Origin of the sequence: Jiangella mangrovi (assembly GCF_014204975.1) — a bacterium.
In the GTDB taxonomy this organism is placed as follows: Bacteria; Actinomycetota; Actinomycetes; order Jiangellales; family Jiangellaceae; genus Jiangella; species Jiangella mangrovi.
In genome coordinates, this window is the sequence record NZ_JACHMM010000001.1 from 6,448,621 (window position 1) to 6,465,423 (window position 16,803).

Consider the following 16,803-nt stretch of genomic DNA (forward strand, 5'->3'; position numbering starts at 1 on the left):
GGAGGTCAGCGCTGGCGGCCGAGGCCGTCGAGCTCGCGCAGCACCGGAGTGCGCTCGATGACCTTGGTGAAGCTGACCTTCTCGCTCGCCAGCGTCAGCCCGGTGACGACGGCGAGGTGCGCCAGCCGTGCGGCCCGGCCCTCGCGGGCGACCAGCGCCAGCCCGAGCAGCGCGCCGAGCGTATTGGCTCCGGCGTCGCCGAGCATGGTGCGCTCGCCGAGGTCGTCCGGCAGCATGGCCAGCGCGGCGCCCACCGCGGCCGCACCGACCGGCGCCGCCGGCCCGCCGACCACGAGCGGCGTGTGCAGCAGCACCGTCTTGTTGGCCCGGCCAGGGCGCAGGTCGAGCAGGTTCAGCAGGTTGGCGTGCCCGGCGATGGCGGCACCGCCGATGGCGGCGTCGACGACGTTGTCGCTGACCAGCGCCCCGCCGATGACCCCGGCCGCGCCGATGACGCCGATCTTGACGACGCCGCTGGTGACCTCGCCGGACTGCAGCGCCGACAGGTGCCCGCGCAGGCCCTTGCTCGCCGTGGAGCCGAAGAGGTCGTCGTAGAGCCCGACCGCGCCGACGGCGACGGCGGCGCACACCCCGGCCGTGCGGACGCGCGACGGCAGGCCCGGCGCGACCAGCACGCCCGCGGCGGCTCCGGCGGCGACGGCGGGACCGGCCGCCAGGGTCACCGTCGAGCCGCGGAAGTTCTTGCGCTCCCAGAGCTCGGCGCCGCCCGGCTTCGCGGCACCGATGCGGCGCGAGGCGACCCAGGCCGCGGCGCCCGCGGCCCCGGCGGCGACGAGCGAGCCGACGATGCGCCTCACTCCGAGCTCCCCTCGGTGGCCTCGTCGGTGACGCTCTGCCCGGGTTCCTCGGGCACGGGCGGCAGCGCGCCGTCGGTCTCGCCGACCACGCCGTACTGCCCGGAGCCGCCCTCGGACTGCTCGCTGACCGCGAAGACGACGGCCGCGCGGCCGCTGGGCAGGTCGACGGAGTCGACGGTGGACACGATCTCGGCGACGTCGCCGTCGTCGCGGATGGTGCGCAGCAGGCCGTCCTCGGCCGTCGAGGCGGGACCGGCGACGACGGCACCGGCGCCGGCGGCGTCGACGCTGGCGGCCAGCGTGGCCAGCCGGTTCAGCCGGTCGTCGGCGTCGTCGCCGGAGACCGACCCGGCCACCAGCACCGCGAGCGACGGCGCCACCGAGGCGTCCTGCTCGAGCGTGATGAGGTCGGACTCCTCGAACGCCGTGACCGTGGCGGTGTCGATGGTCTCGTGCGACGCGCCCGGCTCGACCGGCGGCGCCAGCAGCGCGGCGGCCAGCACGGCGGCGCCGCGGGCGTAGCCGTCGCCGGTGGACGGCAGCTCGGTGCCCGACGACACCAGCTCGGTGGCGAGCTCGTCGAGCACCGGCTCGGAGTCGGGGTCGGTCCACGTCGGCTCGATGCGGACGGTGAGGTCGGCCGTCGCCCCCGCGGTCTCGAGCGTCTCGCGGACGGCGGTGACGGTGTCCTCGTCGGCGCCCGGGAGCGCGATGACACCGACGTACTGGCCCTCGAGCTGGCCGGTGACCAGCCGCGGCGTCACCTCTTGGAGGAACGCCTGCTGGTAGGCGGTGTCGGCCTCGGTGGCCTCGAGCTGCTGGCGCAGCTCGCGGTTCTCGTCGCGCAGCGAGGAGGTCTGCTCGGCCAGCGTGTCGTCGACGGTGTCGCCGAGCGGGCCAGCGCCGAGCACGATGCCGGCCGCCAGCGCGAAGAAGACGGCGATGATCGAGACCAGGTGGTAACGAAAGTCGATCACGTCAGAAGAGTCCCTGCACCCAGAAGTAGAAGCGGTCCCACCACGAGCCCACGATGTCGAGGTAGGCCTGGCCCGTCGGGGTCGAGTACATGGCGGCCGCGACCGCCGTGATGCCCGCGATGATGAGCACGGCCAGCATCCACGTGGGGACGCTGCTGTGGTAGAGCCGGCTCACACCCTTGGCGTCGACGAGCTTGCTGCCCACCCGCAGGCGGGTGAGGAAGGTACTGGCCATGCCGGAGCGGCCCTTGTCGAGGAACTCGACCAGCGTGGCATGTGTGCCGACGGCGACGATGAGGCTCGCGCCCTTGTCGTCGGCCAGCAGCATGGCGATGTCCTCGCTCGTCCCCGTGGCGGCGAACGGGACGCCGGACAGGCCCATGCGCTCGAGCCGTCCCAGGCCCGGCGCACGGCCGTCGCGGTAGGCGTGCACCACCAGTTCGGCGCCGCTGGACAGCGCGGAGTCGGAGACGGAGTCCATGTCGCCGACGATCATGTGCGGCTTCAGCCCGACCTCGAGCAGCGCGTCGGCGCCGCCGTCGACGCCGATGAGGACGGGGTCGTACTCGCGGATGTACGGCCGCAGCGTGGAGAGGTCTTCCTTGTAGTCGTACCCCCGCACGACGATGAGGACGTGGCGGCCGTCGAGGTCGGTGCGGATCTCGGGGACGCCGACGCCGTCGAGGAGCAGCTCGCGCTCGCGCTTGAGGAACTCCATGGTGTTGGCGGCGAACGCCTCGAGCTGCGCCGACAGGCCCTCGCGGGCCGCGCTCATCAGCTTGGCGAGGCTCTCTTCGTCGTGCCGGATGCCGACGCCGACGGCCTCGCCCGTGCTGTCGCGGTGCAGCGTGGTGCCGTCGACCCGCAGCCGCTCGCCCTCTTTGACCGCGCTGAACAGGTCGGGGCCGACGTCGTCGATGAGCGGGATGCCGGCCCGGACGATGATGTCGGGCCCGAGGTTCGGGTAGCGGCCGCTGACCGACGGGCGCACGTTGACGACGGCACCGGCCTGGCAGGCGACGAGCGCCTCGGCGCTGACGCGGTCGAGATCGAGGTGGTCGATGACGGCGATCTCGCCCGGTTTGAGGCGTTTGGTGAGGTTCTTCGTGCGGTGGTCCAGACGCACCACGCCGCTGACCCCGGGCAGGTCATCGGGCTTGCGGCGGCGCAGTGCGGGCATCCTCACCAAGCGAATCCTGCCACGTCCAGGCCCGTAACACCGCATCGGTCCGGTGTGTGTTGGCCGTTTCCCGGCCGTTCAGCCGACCCCTCGCGCGTCACTGCCGGGCGAGCGCCATACGGATCTCCGCAGCATGATCCACGACTCCGTCGCCGGAGAGGTCGTACACCACCCGCTCGATCGTGCCGGTGAACGCGTACGGCGTGCGGTAGAGCGCCGTGACGGGCGAGCCGGCGTCGGCGCCGACTGCGATGCCGGACGCCAGTCCCATGGCGATCGGGATGGTCACCGGCAGCTCGCCGGAGCCGATCGGCTCGCCGTCGACGAACAGCGACGCCGTCCCCGGGGTCCCCTTGCCCTCCAGGGGCCGGGCCTCCCCCGTGGGCTCGAACTCGAAGCTCAGCGCGTGCCGTCCAGCCGGGACGGTGCCCTCGGAGACGATGTGGAACTCCTGGTCGGCGACGTAGTTGTAGACGTAGTGCAGCCGCCCGTCGCTCAGGTAGAGCGTGAACCCCCCGTCGACGCCGCCCTGCGAGACCAGCACGCCCTCGGCGCCGTCGTCGGGGATGGTGGCCAGGACGGTGATGGTGTGCGCGCGGTTGACGATGCGCGGCGCCGCCACCGACGACACCTCCTGGGTCCCCGGATGGAAGACGTAGCGGGTGCGCGGCCGCGCGATGGTGGGCCGCTCCTCGGCGAGGCGCTCCTGGCCCCGTCCGTCGACCGGCAGCACGTCGTACTTGCCGGCCTCGACGTACCACTGCGCGATCAGCTCGATCAGCGTGGCGCGGTTCTCGGCGGCGACGTCGTGGGTCTCGGTCGGGTCCTCGGTGACGTGGTAGAGCTCCCAGCCGGTGGCGTCGAGCGCGGTGAGCTCCTCGGCGGTGATCGGCTGCCCGAACGGGCGGCCGGCCTCGCTGAACGACGGCCCCGGCCACGGGCAGACCGCGCGCCAGCCGTCGTGGTAGATGGAGCGGTGCCCGAGCATCTCGAAGTACTGCGTGACGTGCCTGGTCGGCGCGTCGGCGGCGTCGAAGGTGTGCGCGAAGCTGACCCCCTCGAGCGGCGCCTGCGTCACCCCGCGGATCCGGTCCGGCGGCTCCAGCCCGAGCGCGTCGAGGACGGTCGGCACCATGTCGATCGCGTGCGCGTACTGGTGCCGGATCTCGCCGCGGGCGCCGAACCCGCCCGGCCAGTGCACGATGAACGGGTCGCTGATGCCGCCGCGGTACGTCTCGCGCTTCCAGCGCCGGTACGGCGTGTTGCCGGCCCACGTCCAGCCCCACGGGTAGTGGTTGAAGTGCTTCGGGCCGCCGAGCTCGTCGATGGCGGCGAGGTTCTGCTCCAGCGACTCCGGCACGTAGTTGAAGAACTTGTTCTCGTTGACCGAGCCCGTCGGCCCGCCCTCGGCGCTGGCGCCGTTGTCGGACAGCACCATGACCAGCGTGTCGTCCAGCTCGCCGATGCTCTCGAGGAAGTCGAGCAGCCGGCCGATGTGGTGGTCGGTGTGGCTGAGGAAGCCGGCGAAGACCTCCATCATGCGGGCGTACAGACGGCGCTCGTCGGCGCTGCAGTCCTCCCACCGCTGCACGTCGGGATCGTGCCGCGAGAGCTGCGCGTCCGCCGGCAGCAGGCCGATCTCCTTCTGCCGGGCGAACACCCGCTCGCGGTAGGCGTCCCAGCCGTCGTCGAACACGCCCGCGTACCGGTCGGCCCACTCGCGCGGGACGTGGTGCGGGGCGTGCATGGCGCCGGTCGCGAAGTACAGGAAGAACGGCTTGTCCGGCGCCACCTGCTTGGCGTCGGCGATGAACGCGATCGCCCGGTCGGTGAGGTCCTCGGTGAGGTGGTACCCCTCCTCGGGCGTGCGCGGCGGCTCGACGCGGTGGTTGTCGAACGTGAGCTCCGGGTAGTACTGGTGCGTGTCGCCGCCCATGAAGCCGTAGTAGCGCTCGAACCCGCGGCCCAGCGGCCAGCGGTCGTACGGCCCCGCCGCCGACGTCTGGTCCGACGGCGTCAGATGCCACTTGCCGACGGCGTAGGTGTTGTAGCCGTGGCCCAGCAGCATCTCCGGCAGGAAGCCGTTCTCGAACGGGATGTAGCCGTCGTAGCCCGGGAAGCCGGTCGAGATCTCGGTGATGCCGGCCATGTGGTTCGAGTGGTGGTTGCGGCCCGTGAGCACGCACGAGCGCGACGGCGAGCACAACGCCGTCGTGTGCATGTTCGCGTAGCGCAGGCCGCCGTCCGCCAGCCGATCCAGGTTCGGCGTCTCGATCGGGCTCCCGTAGCAGCCGAGTTGACCGAAACCGGTGTCGTCCAGGATCACGAACAGCACGTTCGGGGCGCCGTCGGCCGCTCGCCGCGGCTCCGGCCAGGCCGGCTCGGAGACGTCGAACGTCCGGCCGATGACGCCCGGGAACGCCCGCCCGGCCGGGTACTCGGTCAGCGGCATGGTGGAGATCCCCCTTGTGGTGGTCAGACGGTGGTGACGGTGTGTCGTGCGGGTGACGACGGGGTCAGGCGGCGGTCGTGTGCTGCAGCAGCTTCGCCTTCTGCGCCGCGAACTCGTCGGGGCTCAGCACGCCCTCGTCACGCAGCCGGGCCAGCTTCGTCAGCTCGTCCGCGGTGCTCGGCGTGCTCGCGCCGTTGCTGGTAGTGGCGGCGTCGCGCACGTACTCGCGGAACGCGTCGTCGCGGCGCTGGTACTCGCGCGCCATCCGCTCGGTCATGCTGGAGCCGCGCACGATCAGGTAGATCAGCGCGCCGAGCAGTGGCAGCACCAGGATGAAGATCGTCCACAGCGCCTTCGTCCAGCCGTTGAGGTCGTCACTGCGGAACACGTCGGTGAGCAGGGTCACCAGGAGCCAGATCCACGCGATGAACAGGAAGAACCAGAGCATCGTGAGGAACAGGTTGAGGAGCGGGTAGTCGTCCATGGTCCACCTCCGGTCGCAGCGTGGCAGGCCGGGACGGTGCTCCGTCTCACCCCCGAGGGGTGATCTCGGGCGGTGGGGGGTCCCCGGCGTCCTCGTGGCCCTGGCCGGTGCGCGCGACGTTCATCCGGTGCGCGATCTGCGACGACGCGACGGCGAACAGCGCGCCGATGACCACGAGGTCGAAGACGATCTGCACCATCACGGCGATCCGCGCCCCCTGCCCGGTGGCGTGGACGTCGCCGTAGCCGACGGTGCCCAGCGTGACGATGGAGAAGTACAGCGCGTCGGTGCGCGTCTCGAGGTCGGCGAACTGGGACGGGTCGTTGCGCTCCATGAGGTAGTAGGCGAGCGCGAAGAACACGACGACGATGTAGAGCACCGCTATCAGGCCGAACACCCTGGTCCTGGCCTCGTTGAGCCGGGCCGCGAAGCGGCGGACCTCGTGCACGGTGAGCCACACCAGCCCGCCGACGCCGGCCAGGAACAGCACGCCGCCCACGGCCCCCGGCAGGTCCTCCGGGATGCTCAGGGGCAGCGCGTAGTAGGCGACCAGCGCGCAGAGCAGGATCGCGGTGCTGCGGACGACGTGTCCCATGCGGCCCCCTCCCTCACCGCCGCGGCGCGTCGTAGACGAGCGCCGTCCGGGCCACGAGGTCGTGGACGGCGGCCGTGCGGCGGCTGACCAGCACCCACAGCACCCCGATCGGGAAGAACACGCAGACCAGGGCGCGGACGAGCGCGCGCAGCGGAGCCGGCGGCCGGCCGCCCGCGGTGATGACGCGCAGGCCGAGCATCAGCTGGCCCGGCGTCCGCCCGGCGAACGACCAGCAGATGGTCAGGTAGGCCAGCACCAGCAGCGTGTGCCCGGCGGCGAGCGACCAGCCGGGCACCGACGGGTACTCGAACGGCGGCCCGTCGACGGTGTAGCGGATGCCGCTGAGCACGAAGCCCACCAGCGCGGACACCGCGGCGACGACACCCACGTCGACGAGCGACGCGGCGCCGCGCGAGACCAGACCGGCGCCCGTCACGGCGGCGCCCGGCCGGGGTCGGCAGGCGGGACGGGGTCGGCCGGTGGGACGGCGTCGCGGGGCGGGCGGCGCAGCACGACGCGGTCGACGAACCCGTTGATCGCGCGGTCCGCGCCGGCGCTGCGCGTCCGGACCGCGTCGACGGTCTCGGCGGCGATGCCGGTGCTGGACTCGCGGACGATCCGGCCCAGGTCGATGTCGTCGAGCACCCGCTCGACCAGCTCGGGAATGTCCAGCCGCTCGACGACGGCGTCCACGTCCACCCCGGCGACGACGGCGTCGACGTCGACCCTGCGGATGACCGCCTCGATGTCGACCCGCGCGACCACGGCGTCGAGATCGAGCCGCGCGACGACGGCGTCGAGGTCGACCTGCTCGAGGACGGCGTCGACGTCGGTCTCGGCGACGACGCGGGCCACCGACCGGCGCCACGCCGACCGCAGGAGCAGCGCCGCCTCACGCTCGTTCCGGCGCTGCTCCGCGCGGCCGACGGCGGCCAGCCGGTCGATGCGCCGGGCGACGCGGCTCTGGCCGGCGACGGACGTGCCCACTCGGACGACGAGCGTGGCGGCGGCCTCGACCGGCATCGCGACGGCCGAGGCGACGTCCAGCGCCCGGCGGGTGGAGACGGCGGCCAGCCCGAGCGCCGCCTCGCCCAGCCGGACGGCCGCCAGCCGCACGACCGCGGCCGTCTGGCCGGGACCCTCCGGGACCGGTGGCGGCGGGGCCTCCCAGCCGTCCGGCGTGCGGTCGTGGTGACCCGGTCGCGTGGACTCCGTGGCCACGCGGATCGCCAGCCCGGCCGCCCCGGCGACCACGCGTCCCGCCCGGCCGGCGGCCCGCAGCACCGCCGGCCGGCTGCTGCCTGCCGTCCCGTTCGCGCCCATCGCGCCACCTCGCATCACGGCAAGGCTCCCGCGGCCACCTCGGGGCGGTCCTCACCCGCCTCAGGTGATCCGGCGCGGATGCGCAGATCGAGGTACAGGTAGCCGAGGACGAGCGCGACGAACGGGATGGTCACCACGTACACCAGCGCGGTGATGAGGTTGATGACGTTGAACGAGCCGTCCGACACCAGCAGCAGGATGACGCCGATCAGCGGCCCGGTGATGGCGCCCAGGCCCACCACCAGCGCGGCGACCGCCGTGGTGCGCCACCAGTGGCCGCGCACGACCTCGCGGCTGCGCCGGAACGCGTCGCCGGCGGCGCGGTCCTCCATCATGACGGCCTGGACGGCGAACCCGTTGCGGACGGCGTAGAACAGCGCGAGCGGCGCCGTGAACACGAACACCAGCAGCACCCAGCAGACGACCACGAGTCGCGCCGCGACCAGCGCCAGCGGCCGGATGTGCCGTCTGACCTCGCGATACGCGGACAGCACGGTGACTGGTACGCCGGCGCCGAGGTCGCGCAGCGCCTGCGCGACGGCCGCGACCACGCAGAAGTAGGCCAGCAGCGAGATCGCGCCGCCCAGCAGGACCACCACGAACACCGTCGCCGCGTTCTGGTCGCCGTCGGTGTCGACCAGTGACGTCAGCTCGCCGGCCTCGACGAGCACCCACTGCAGCCCGGCCGCCACCAGCATGACCGGCACGTACACCAGCCCGATGCCGCTGAACAGCAGCGGGTGCCGTCCGTACATGCGGCGGGAGGCGCCGATGATGCGGCCCCAGCTGCGCCGCTGCGCCACGGGGTACGGGTCGCTGGGCGACCAGGTGGTGCGGGTCGCGATGACCAGGATCGCGATGACGATGGCGGCGAGCGCCAGCAGGACGGCGGCCGGGTTGCGGATCAGCTGGAGCAGCAGGTTCGAGCCGGCCTCGACGACGCCGCAGAACGCGCCGGTGGCGCTGGGGCCCAGCGACGAGCCGAGCGGCACGGTCGCGCTGTCGTCGCGCCAGCTCCGCTCGGACCAGCGGATCGGTGACGCCCACTGCGTCTTCATGCTCGGGCCGGTGGGGCCGTTGTAGAAGGCCTCCTGGCGCTCGCCCCAGCGGCCCTCGAAGCCCAGCCACGGGTAGCCGGCCAGGTAGTCCTCGGTGTCGGTCGGGACCGCCTCGGTCTCGGTGTCCAGCTCGGTGTGCGGGCCGGTGGTGTCGTCGCAGCCCACGCCGGCCGCCGAGCTGGCGCCGAGGTAGAGCCCTGGGCTGAAGAAGTTGGCGTGCGACCCCTCGGCCGGGTAGACGACCGGGTGCGTGCCGTCGACGATCTCGAGCTTGTCGTCGCCCCACTCGGCCCGTTCGGCGCTGGAGTGCTGGCTGTAGCCGACGCTCGACGGCTCGGCGTCGAGGGCGGCCACGGCGTCCGGGGCGTCGATGATCAGCTGGATCATCTCCCAGTCGCCCTCGTGCAGGTTGTTGAAGTCGTTGTAGACGTAGAAGAACCAGTACTGCACCGCGACCTTGCCGGGGCGGGCCCGCTCGGTGACCACCCGGCCGTACGCCGTCGGCGCCGTGCCCTCGCTGATCTGACGGCTCCACTGCTCGTAGCCGCAGCCGGGGTTGAGCGCGTCGCCCGGGAAGTCGAGGTGGTACTCGAGCAGGCCGGTCCCGATGCGCTCCTCACTGGGCGCGATCTCGACCAGGTCGTTCTGCGTCCACGGCCCGCGCAAGGCGACGCCGTCGTTGTCCATGACGACGTCGACGTCGACCGGCAGGTACGGCTCGCCGTCGCCGCACGCCTCGAGCTGCTCCCGGATCCGCACGACGGGCGCGTACCGCTCGATCAGCTCGGCGGACGCGCGGTCCTGCTCGGGCGTGCTCGGCTCGGGCGGCGGGACGTCCTCGGGCTCCGGCAGCGGAGGCGGCAGGTCTTCGGCGGCGACGACGGGGACGGCTGCGGCGGGCGTCGTGGCAGCGTCCAGCGCCGTCGCCTGCTGCGCCGGGACCGACGTGGCGGCCACAGCCAGCAGGGCGATGAGAGCCGCGACCATAGGTGCCCCCTGGGTCCGGGTCGCGACGGCGTCGCTCCCCCACCGAACTGTGATCACCCTAGCCCGGACGGGTCCCGCCGGACAGGACCTTCGCCACGATCGCCGCGCCGGGCGGCGGGTCAGCGACCGCGCTTGGAGCCGGCCGCGGTCTCGAGCAGCTCCTCGGCGTGCGCCCGGGCCGACGCGGAGCCCTCGAGGCCCGCCAGCATGCGCGAGAGCTCGTTCACCCGGCCGGTGTCGTCGAGCATCTCGACCCCGCTGCTGGTGACCCGGCCGTCGTCGGACTTCACGACCTTGAGGTGATGGTCGGCGAACGCCGCGACCTGCGGCAGGTGGGTCACGACGAGGACCTGCGCGTGCCGGGCGAGCATGGCCAGGCGGCGGCCGACCTCGACCGCGGCCTTGCCGCCGACACCGGCGTCGACCTCGTCGAACACGAATGTCGGGACCGGGTCGGCGCCGGCGAACACGACCTCGATGGCCAGCATGAGCCGCGACAGCTCGCCGCCGGACGCGCCCTTGTCGAGCGGCCGCGGCTGGGCGCCGTTGTGCCCGGTGAACAGGATCTCGACGTCGTCGACGCCGGTGGGGCCGAAGCCGTCGCGCGGGCGGACCTCGACGACGATGCGGGCGTGCGGCATGGCGAGCGCGGTGAGCTCGACGCTGACATCGTCGGCGAACCGGGCGGCGGCCTCGGTGCGGGCCTTGGTGATGGTGGCCGCGAGGTCGCCCAGCTCGGCGGTGAGCCGCTCGCGCTCCTGGCCGAGCGCCGCGACGCGGTCGTCGTCGCCGTCGAGCTCGAGCAGCCGGCGGGATCCCTGCTCCGCCCAGGTGAGGACCTGGTCGATGGTCTCGCCGTACTTCCTGGTCAGCGCGGTGAGCGCGGCGCGGCGGGACTGGACCTCGGCGAGGCGCTCGGGGTCGGTGTCGACGCCGGCGCCGTAGGACGCGAGGTCGGCGGCGACGTCGCCGACGAGGTAGGTCGCCTCGGCGAGCCGGTCGGCCAGGGCGGCGAGCTCGGGGTCGTGGTCGCGCTCGGGGTCGAGCGCCTGGCGGGCCTGGGCCAGCAGGCCCAGCACGTCCGGCGCGTCGGGGAAGGACTCGTCGCCGGAAAGGCTCTGGTGCGCCGTGACGGCGGCCGTGCGCAGCGCGTCGGCGTGGGCGAGCCGGCCCTCCTCGGCGCGCAGGGTCTCGTCCTCGCCGGGCTGCGGGTCGACGGACTCGACCTCGCCCAGGCCGAGGCGCAGCAGGTCGGCCTCTTGAGCGCGCTCGCGGGCCTTGGAGGTGACCTCGTCGAGCTCGGCCTCGACGGAGCGGAGCCGGGCGTAGCGCGTCGCGTAGTCGGCCAGCGGCTCGGCGACGGCGGCGCCGGCGAACCGGTCGAGCGCGGCGAGCTGGCGCGAGCTGCGCAGGAGCCGCTGCTGGTCGCTCTGGCCGTGCACCGCGACCAGGCCGTCGGCCAGTTCGCCGAGCAGGCTCACCGGCGCACTGTGCCCGCCGACGTGGGCGCGCGAACGGCCCTCGGCCATGACGGTGCGGCTGAGCAGCAGCTCGAGGCGTTCCCGCTTGCTCTTGCCCTTGCCGATGGGCTCGGCGGGCTCGAGCTCGGCGCCGGCCTCGGCGGCCCGCTCGGCGACCGGTCCACCGGCGTCGATGGTGACGCGGCCCTCGACCAGCGCGCGGCTGGTGCCGGTGCGGACGGCGCCGCCGTCGGCGCGACCGCCCATGAGCAGGTTGAGGCCGGTCAGCACCATGGTCTTGCCTGCGCCGGTCTCGCCCGTGACGACGGTGAGCCCCGGACCCAGCTCGAGCTGGGCGTCGTCGATGACGCCGAGTCCACGGATACGGATTTCCTCAAGCACGGAACCTCAGCCTAGTGGTCGATGTGCGGATGGTCCGGGATGTCGGCCGCCCCGGGTGTCACGTCGGATGATCATGGCTGCGCGATGGCCGGGCGCCGCGCCAGCCCTCGACGGGGAGGGCGAACTTGGCGACCAGGCGCTTGGTGAACGGGGCCTCGTGCAGCCGCGCCAGGCGGACCGGCTGCGAGCCGCGGCAGGCCTCGACCCGGGCGCCGGCGGGCAGCTCGACCGCGCGCCGGCCGTCGCACCAGAGGACCGCGCCGGGCGTGCGGTGCTGGATCGTCACCGCCATGGTCGACGACGGCGCGACCACGAGCGGGCGGGCGAACAGGGCGTGCGCGCTGATCGGGACCATCAGCAGCGCCTCGACCTCGGGCCATACCACCGGGCCGCCGGCGCTGAACGCGTACGCCGTCGACCCCGTCGGCGTGGCCATGACCACGCCGTCGCAGCCCCAGCGCGACAGCGCCCGCCCGTCGATCTCGGCGACGACGTCGAGCATGCGCTCGCGGCTGGCCTTCTCGACGCTGACCTCGTTGAGCGCCCAGCCGGTGGCGATCTCGGTGCCGTCGTGGCGCACGGAGACGTCGATGGTCATGCGCTCCTCGACGGCGTAGTCGCGCTTGACGATGTGGTCGACGGTGTACCCGAGGTCGTCGACCTCGGACTCGGCGAGAAAGCCGACGTGGCCGAGGTTGACGCCCAGAACGGGGGTGCCCGTGGACCGCGCGACCTCGGCGCCGCGCAGGATGGTGCCGTCGCCGCCGATGACGACGATGAGCTCGCAGCCGTCGGCGGCCAGCGGGTCGCCCTCGGCGACGACATCGGCGACCCGGGTGTCGGCCTCGGGGATGGGGATGTCGTGGCGCTCGTCGGCCATGACGCGGACGGCGACGCCGGCGTCGCTGAGCTTGTCGATCACCTTGGCGGCGACCTGTCTGGCCTCCTCGCGCCCGGTGTGGGTGACGAGCAGTACCGTGCGGGTCATTGCGGCCCTTCCTCTACTGCACGCTGGACGTCCTCGGGGCGGACCTCGGGTGCGCCGGCACGCAGCCAGAGGAAGTACTCGACGTTGCCGGACGGGCCGGGCAGCGGGCTCGCGGTGACGCCGTTGACGCCGAGGCCGAGCTCGCCCGCCGCCCGCGCGACGTCGACGACCGCTGCCGCGCGGAGTTCCGGATCGCGGACCACGCCGCCCTTGCCGACGCGGTCCTTGCCGACCTCGAACTGCGGCTTCACCATGAGGGCGAAGTCGGCGTCGCGTTTGCTGACCTGGACCAGCGGGCCGAGGACCAGTCGCAGCGAGATGAACGACAGGTCGCCCACCACGACGGCGACCGGCTCGCCGACCGTGTCGGGGGTCAGGTCGCGGATGTTGGTGCGGTCGTGCACCTCGACGCGTTCGTCGGAGCGCAGCGACCACGCCAGCTGCCCGTACCCGACGTCGACGGCCACGACGGACGCCGCCCCGCGCCGCAGCAGGACGTCGGTGAAGCCGCCGGTCGAGGCGCCGGCGTCGAGGCAGCGTTTTCCGTTCACCGTCAGGCCGGCCGGTTCGAACGCGTCCAGTGCACCGGCCAGCTTGTGCCCGCCGCGCGAGACGTACTCGTCGCCCTCGGCCGGCTCGGTGACCAGCACCGGGTCGGCCGGGTCGACTGCCGTGGCCGGCTTCGTCGCGACCCGGCCGCTGACCAGCACCCGGCCGTCGCCGACGAGGGTCGCCGCGTGCTCGCGCGAGCGGGCCAGCCCACGGCGGACCAGTTCCGCGTCCAGGCGTCGTCGAGGCGGCACCGGCCGGTCAGCCTTCGCCGTCGCCGAAGCCGTCGGCGGCTTCCTGGTCGTCGTGGGCGTCGGGTTCGCCGGTCAGGCGGTCCTGCAGCACCTGATGGACCCGCTCGTACACGGCCGCGTGCTCGTGCACCGGCAGCCCGTCGAGCGTCTCGAGGGTCCGCACCGCCTCGTCCACCTGGGCGTCGCCGGTGCCGCCGTCGTCCGTCAGTTCCCGCATGACGGTAACGCTAGTACGGCCGTGCGGGCGCACGGGTGGTTCGGGCGGCATCGAGCGCGGCCTGGACCGACGCCCGGTCGACGGCCGCACCGCCGGCGTCGACGGCCGCACCGCCGGCACCAGCGTCGTCGGCCGCGGCCCACACCGCGCCGCAGACCGCCCGCAACCCGTCCAGCGCGAGCCGATCCGCCTCCGCGCCGTCGCCCTCGGCTCCGTCATCCTCGCCGCCGGACCCGGCACCGCCGGACGCACCGTCACCCGGCCCGGAGCCGTCGGCCGCCGCCCGGGTGAGCCGCAGCGTGCCGCCGTCGACGACCGCATGCCAGTCGCCCACCGTCGCGTCGCCGGCGCCTACCCTCAGCCCGCCGGGCGAGGCGTGCAGCGAGCGCAGGTCGTGTCCGACGTAGGTGGGGCGCAGCCGCGCCGGCGCCAGCACCACGTCGATCGGATCCGTGACGCCGGTGAGCACCAGCAGGCTGTCGACCTCGGCGGCGTTGGCGCCCTCGATGTCGGTGTCGAGCCGGTCGCCGACCACGAGCGGCCGCGTCGCCCCGGACCGCAGGATCGCCTCGCGGTGCATCGGCGGCTCCGGCTTGCCCGCGACGACCGGGTCGCGGCCGGTCGCCGTGCGGATGGCGTCGACGAGGGTGCCGTTGCCCGGGGCCCGGCCACGGTCGGTCGGCACGATGGGGTCGGTGTTGCTCGCCACCCACGGCAGCCCGGACGCCACGGCGTAGGTGCCCTCGGCGAGCAGCGGCCAGCCGACCTTCGGCGAGAAGCCCTGCACGACAGCCACCGGGCCGTCGTCGGCGCCCGAGACCGGGACGAGGTCCTGCTCGCGGAGCGCGACCTCGAGCCCCTCGCCGCCCACCACCAGCACCTTCGAGCCCGCCGGCAGCTGCTCGGCGAGCAACCGGGCGGCCGCCTGCGCCGACGTCACGACCTCCTCGGGCCGCGCCTCGACGCCGATCTCGGTGAGGTGCGCCGCGACCCGGTCCGGCGGGCGGGACGCGTTGTTCGTGACGAACGCCAGCCGCATGCCGGCCTCGCGGGCCTGCCGCAACGCCTCGGGTGCGTGGGGCACGGGCCGGGGTCCGATGTAGACGACCCCGTCGAGGTCGAGCAGGGCGACGTCGTAGAGCTCGGTCAAGTGCGGCACGGCACCCATCCTCCCAGCCAGTGCTCCTGGTGGTCGCGGCCGGGCGGCCGGTGGGGCCCGCGTACCATCCGTTGATGACCTCCGCCAGGCCGCCGTTGCGCTTGACGCCGTTCCGGGCGACGACCTACGCCCCCGGCACCGATCTCGCGGCCGTGGTCTGCCCGCTGTACGACGTCATCGGCGACCGGCTCGCGACGTTCGAGGCGCAGGACCCGCACAACATCGTCCACCTGACGCTCCCCCGGCCGGCGCCGGGCGAGGACGACCGGTACGCCCGGGCCGCGCGCTCGCTGGCCGCCTGGCGCGAGGCGGGCGTGTTGGTCCGCGACCCGTCGCCCGCGCTGTACGTCTACGAGCACACGACCGACGGTGGCGCGGCGATCGGCCTGGTGGGCGGCGTCGGGATCGACGGCCCGGTACTTCCGCACGAGAACACCTTCCCCGGCCCGGTGGCCGACCGCGCCGCGCTGATGAGCGCGACCCGGATGCAGCTCGAGCCGATCCTGTTGACGTATGACGGGGGCGGCGCGGCCAGCGACGTCGTCGATCGCACAGCCGCCACCGCACCGATGCTGGAGTTCACCGTGGCCGGTCAGGTGCACCGGCTCTGGCGGATCGCCGACCCCGGCGAGCTGGCGGAGATCGCCGCCGACCTGGCCGGCCGCACCGCGCTGATCGCAGACGGACACCACCGGTTCGCCGCCTACCGCGCGGTCCACGCGGCCGGCGAGGCACCCATCGGCGCCGATCACGGCCTGGCGCTCCTGGTCGACGCCGCCCGGCACCCGCTGGAGCTGCGCGGCATCCACCGCAGCGTCGGCGGCCTCTCCTTCGACGACGCGGCGGCCGCGGCGGCCAAGGGCTTCGACGTCGTCCCGCTGTCTGCGGGCGACGAACCGGCCGCCGTGCTCGGTGCCGAGCGTGGCACCGCGTTCGTCATCGGCGCAGGGACGCGGCTGGCCCTGCTGCGCTCGCCGCGGTCCTCGGTCATCGACGACGCCGTACCCGCCGACCGGCCCGAGGGCTGGCGCGACCTGGACGCCGGCGTGCTGGTGGACGTGTTGCTGGCGCACCTGTGGGGCGTGGACGACGCCGACCCGCGCGTGTCGTACCACCACAACGGCTCCGACGCCCTGCTCGCCGCGGGCCGCGAGGCCGGTGTCGCCGTCCTGACCCGGCCGCCCGCGCTCGACGACGTGCTCGCGCTGGCCGCCCGCGGCGAACGGATGCCCCGCAAGTCGACCTCGTTCGGGCCCAAGCCGTGGACCGGCCTGCTCATGCGCGAGCTCACCACCGACCACCAGTAAACCGCCAGCACCCGCGCCGCCCGGCCGCCCCCTACGGGCCAGCGGCCGCGGAGCCGGCGCCGGCTCCGACCAGCGCGAGCCGGCGTTCGGGCTGCGCCGAGCCGTGCTCTGCGGGTGGATCGGCCCTTCTGGCCGACCGCTTCTTCTGCTTCACCGGCGGCTTCCGCGCGACCCGGCTGGCGGAGTCGATCTCGATCTCGAACGTGCTCTGGCCCGCGCCGCCGGAGCGCCAGAACCGGCGGCGGAGCGCACCGGTGATCTCGACGGTGTCGCCCTCTTCGAGGACGCGGAGCTTGCGGCGTTGGGCGGAGGCCCAGGCCGTGCAGGTGACGGTGTCGACCCGGCGGGGCGCGCCCAGCCCGGCGGGCGGGCGTGGGCGCTGGACCACGAGGCGCGCCGACACGATCTCGTCGCCGCTGGGCAACAGGATGACCTCGGGCTCGGCGGACAACCGGCCGATGAGCCGGACCTGGTTCAGATGCTCGGCGACCACCGCGGTGGTGTTCATGACGACTCCTTCGGCTGACGGGGATCGGGTGCTGTCCCCATCGTGGAGTGCGGCCGGGTAGTCGTGCAGCGGCGGATCGCCGATT

16 protein-coding genes are annotated in these 16,803 nt (G+C 73.8%); 1 reads left to right on the forward strand and 15 read right to left on the reverse strand.

What is annotated here, in order from left to right; genetic code table 11:
- Positions 1-5: 5 nt before the first annotated feature.
- The 14 genes from HD601_RS29740 to HD601_RS29805 all read right to left on the reverse strand — a co-directional run bounded on the left by HD601_RS29740 (position 6) and on the right by HD601_RS29805 (position 14,912).
- Positions 6-818 (reverse strand): hypothetical protein, encoded by an 813-nt coding sequence (locus HD601_RS29740; RefSeq protein ID WP_184828146.1) that lies wholly within the window; start codon positions 816-818, stop codon positions 6-8.
- Positions 815-1,795: a copper transporter gene (locus HD601_RS29745; protein ID WP_184828148.1), complete on the reverse strand. Its 981-nt coding sequence runs from the start codon at positions 1,793-1,795 to the stop codon at positions 815-817. The genes HD601_RS29740 and HD601_RS29745 overlap by 4 nt, the downstream gene beginning before the upstream one ends.
- 1 nt (position 1,796) lies before the next feature.
- A complete protein-coding gene (gene steA / locus HD601_RS29750) occupies positions 1,797-2,975 on the reverse strand; it encodes a putative cytokinetic ring protein SteA (protein ID WP_246402241.1) in 1,179 nt (392 codons plus the stop codon).
- Positions 2,976-3,072: 97 nt separating this feature from the next.
- Positions 3,073-5,427: an arylsulfatase gene (locus HD601_RS29755; protein ID WP_184828152.1), complete on the reverse strand. Its 2,355-nt coding sequence runs from the start codon at positions 5,425-5,427 to the stop codon at positions 3,073-3,075.
- A 64-nt stretch (positions 5,428-5,491) separates the two neighbouring features.
- Positions 5,492-5,911, reverse strand: coding sequence for an SHOCT domain-containing protein (locus HD601_RS29760; protein WP_184828154.1), 420 nt, complete (start codon positions 5,909-5,911; stop codon positions 5,492-5,494).
- A gap of 46 nt (positions 5,912-5,957) precedes the next feature.
- A complete protein-coding gene (locus HD601_RS29765) occupies positions 5,958-6,506 on the reverse strand; it encodes a potassium channel family protein (protein ID WP_184828156.1) in 549 nt (182 codons plus the stop codon).
- Between the two features lie 13 nt (positions 6,507-6,519).
- On the reverse strand, positions 6,520-6,942 hold the full coding sequence (locus HD601_RS29770; RefSeq protein WP_184828158.1) for an RDD family protein: 423 nt from the start codon (positions 6,940-6,942) through the stop codon (positions 6,520-6,522).
- A complete protein-coding gene (locus HD601_RS29775; protein ID WP_184828160.1) occupies positions 6,939-7,829 on the reverse strand; it encodes a hypothetical protein in 891 nt (296 codons plus the stop codon). The genes HD601_RS29770 and HD601_RS29775 overlap by 4 nt, the downstream gene beginning before the upstream one ends.
- 14 nt (positions 7,830-7,843) lie before the next feature.
- Positions 7,844-9,874 (reverse strand): Vps62-related protein, encoded by a 2,031-nt coding sequence (locus tag HD601_RS29780; protein ID WP_184828162.1) that lies wholly within the window; start codon positions 9,872-9,874, stop codon positions 7,844-7,846.
- A 119-nt stretch (positions 9,875-9,993) separates the two neighbouring features.
- Entirely contained in the window at positions 9,994-11,736 is a 1,743-nt protein-coding gene (gene recN / locus HD601_RS29785) for a DNA repair protein RecN (protein WP_184828164.1), read from the reverse strand.
- Between the two features lie 58 nt (positions 11,737-11,794).
- The gene (locus HD601_RS29790; protein WP_184828166.1) at positions 11,795-12,724 is read right to left on the reverse strand and encodes an NAD kinase; all 930 of its coding nucleotides are present in this window, start codon (positions 12,722-12,724) and stop codon (positions 11,795-11,797) included.
- A complete protein-coding gene (locus HD601_RS29795; protein WP_184828168.1) occupies positions 12,721-13,527 on the reverse strand; it encodes a TlyA family rRNA (cytidine-2'-O)-methyltransferase in 807 nt (268 codons plus the stop codon). Before HD601_RS29795 ends, HD601_RS29790 begins: the two co-directional genes overlap by 4 nt.
- A gap of 7 nt (positions 13,528-13,534) precedes the next feature.
- The gene (locus tag HD601_RS29800) at positions 13,535-13,744 is read right to left on the reverse strand and encodes a hypothetical protein (RefSeq protein ID WP_184828170.1); all 210 of its coding nucleotides are present in this window, start codon (positions 13,742-13,744) and stop codon (positions 13,535-13,537) included.
- 10 nt (positions 13,745-13,754) lie between these two features.
- Entirely contained in the window at positions 13,755-14,912 is a 1,158-nt protein-coding gene (locus tag HD601_RS29805; RefSeq protein WP_184828172.1) for an HAD-IIA family hydrolase, read from the reverse strand.
- 65 nt (positions 14,913-14,977) lie between these two features.
- On the opposite strand from HD601_RS29805, the gene HD601_RS29810 reads away from it, so the two are divergent.
- Complete coding sequence (locus HD601_RS29810) at positions 14,978-16,210, forward strand: DUF1015 family protein (protein WP_221441429.1); 1,233 nt, start codon at positions 14,978-14,980, stop codon at positions 16,208-16,210.
- Between the two features lie 31 nt (positions 16,211-16,241).
- Here HD601_RS29810 and HD601_RS29815 read toward each other — a convergent pair whose 3' ends face one another.
- Positions 16,242-16,718 carry a single-stranded DNA-binding protein gene (locus HD601_RS29815; RefSeq protein WP_184828176.1) on the reverse strand — a complete coding sequence of 159 codons (477 nt, stop codon included), beginning with the start codon at positions 16,716-16,718 and terminating at the stop codon, positions 16,242-16,244.
- Positions 16,719-16,803 lie beyond the last annotated feature (85 nt).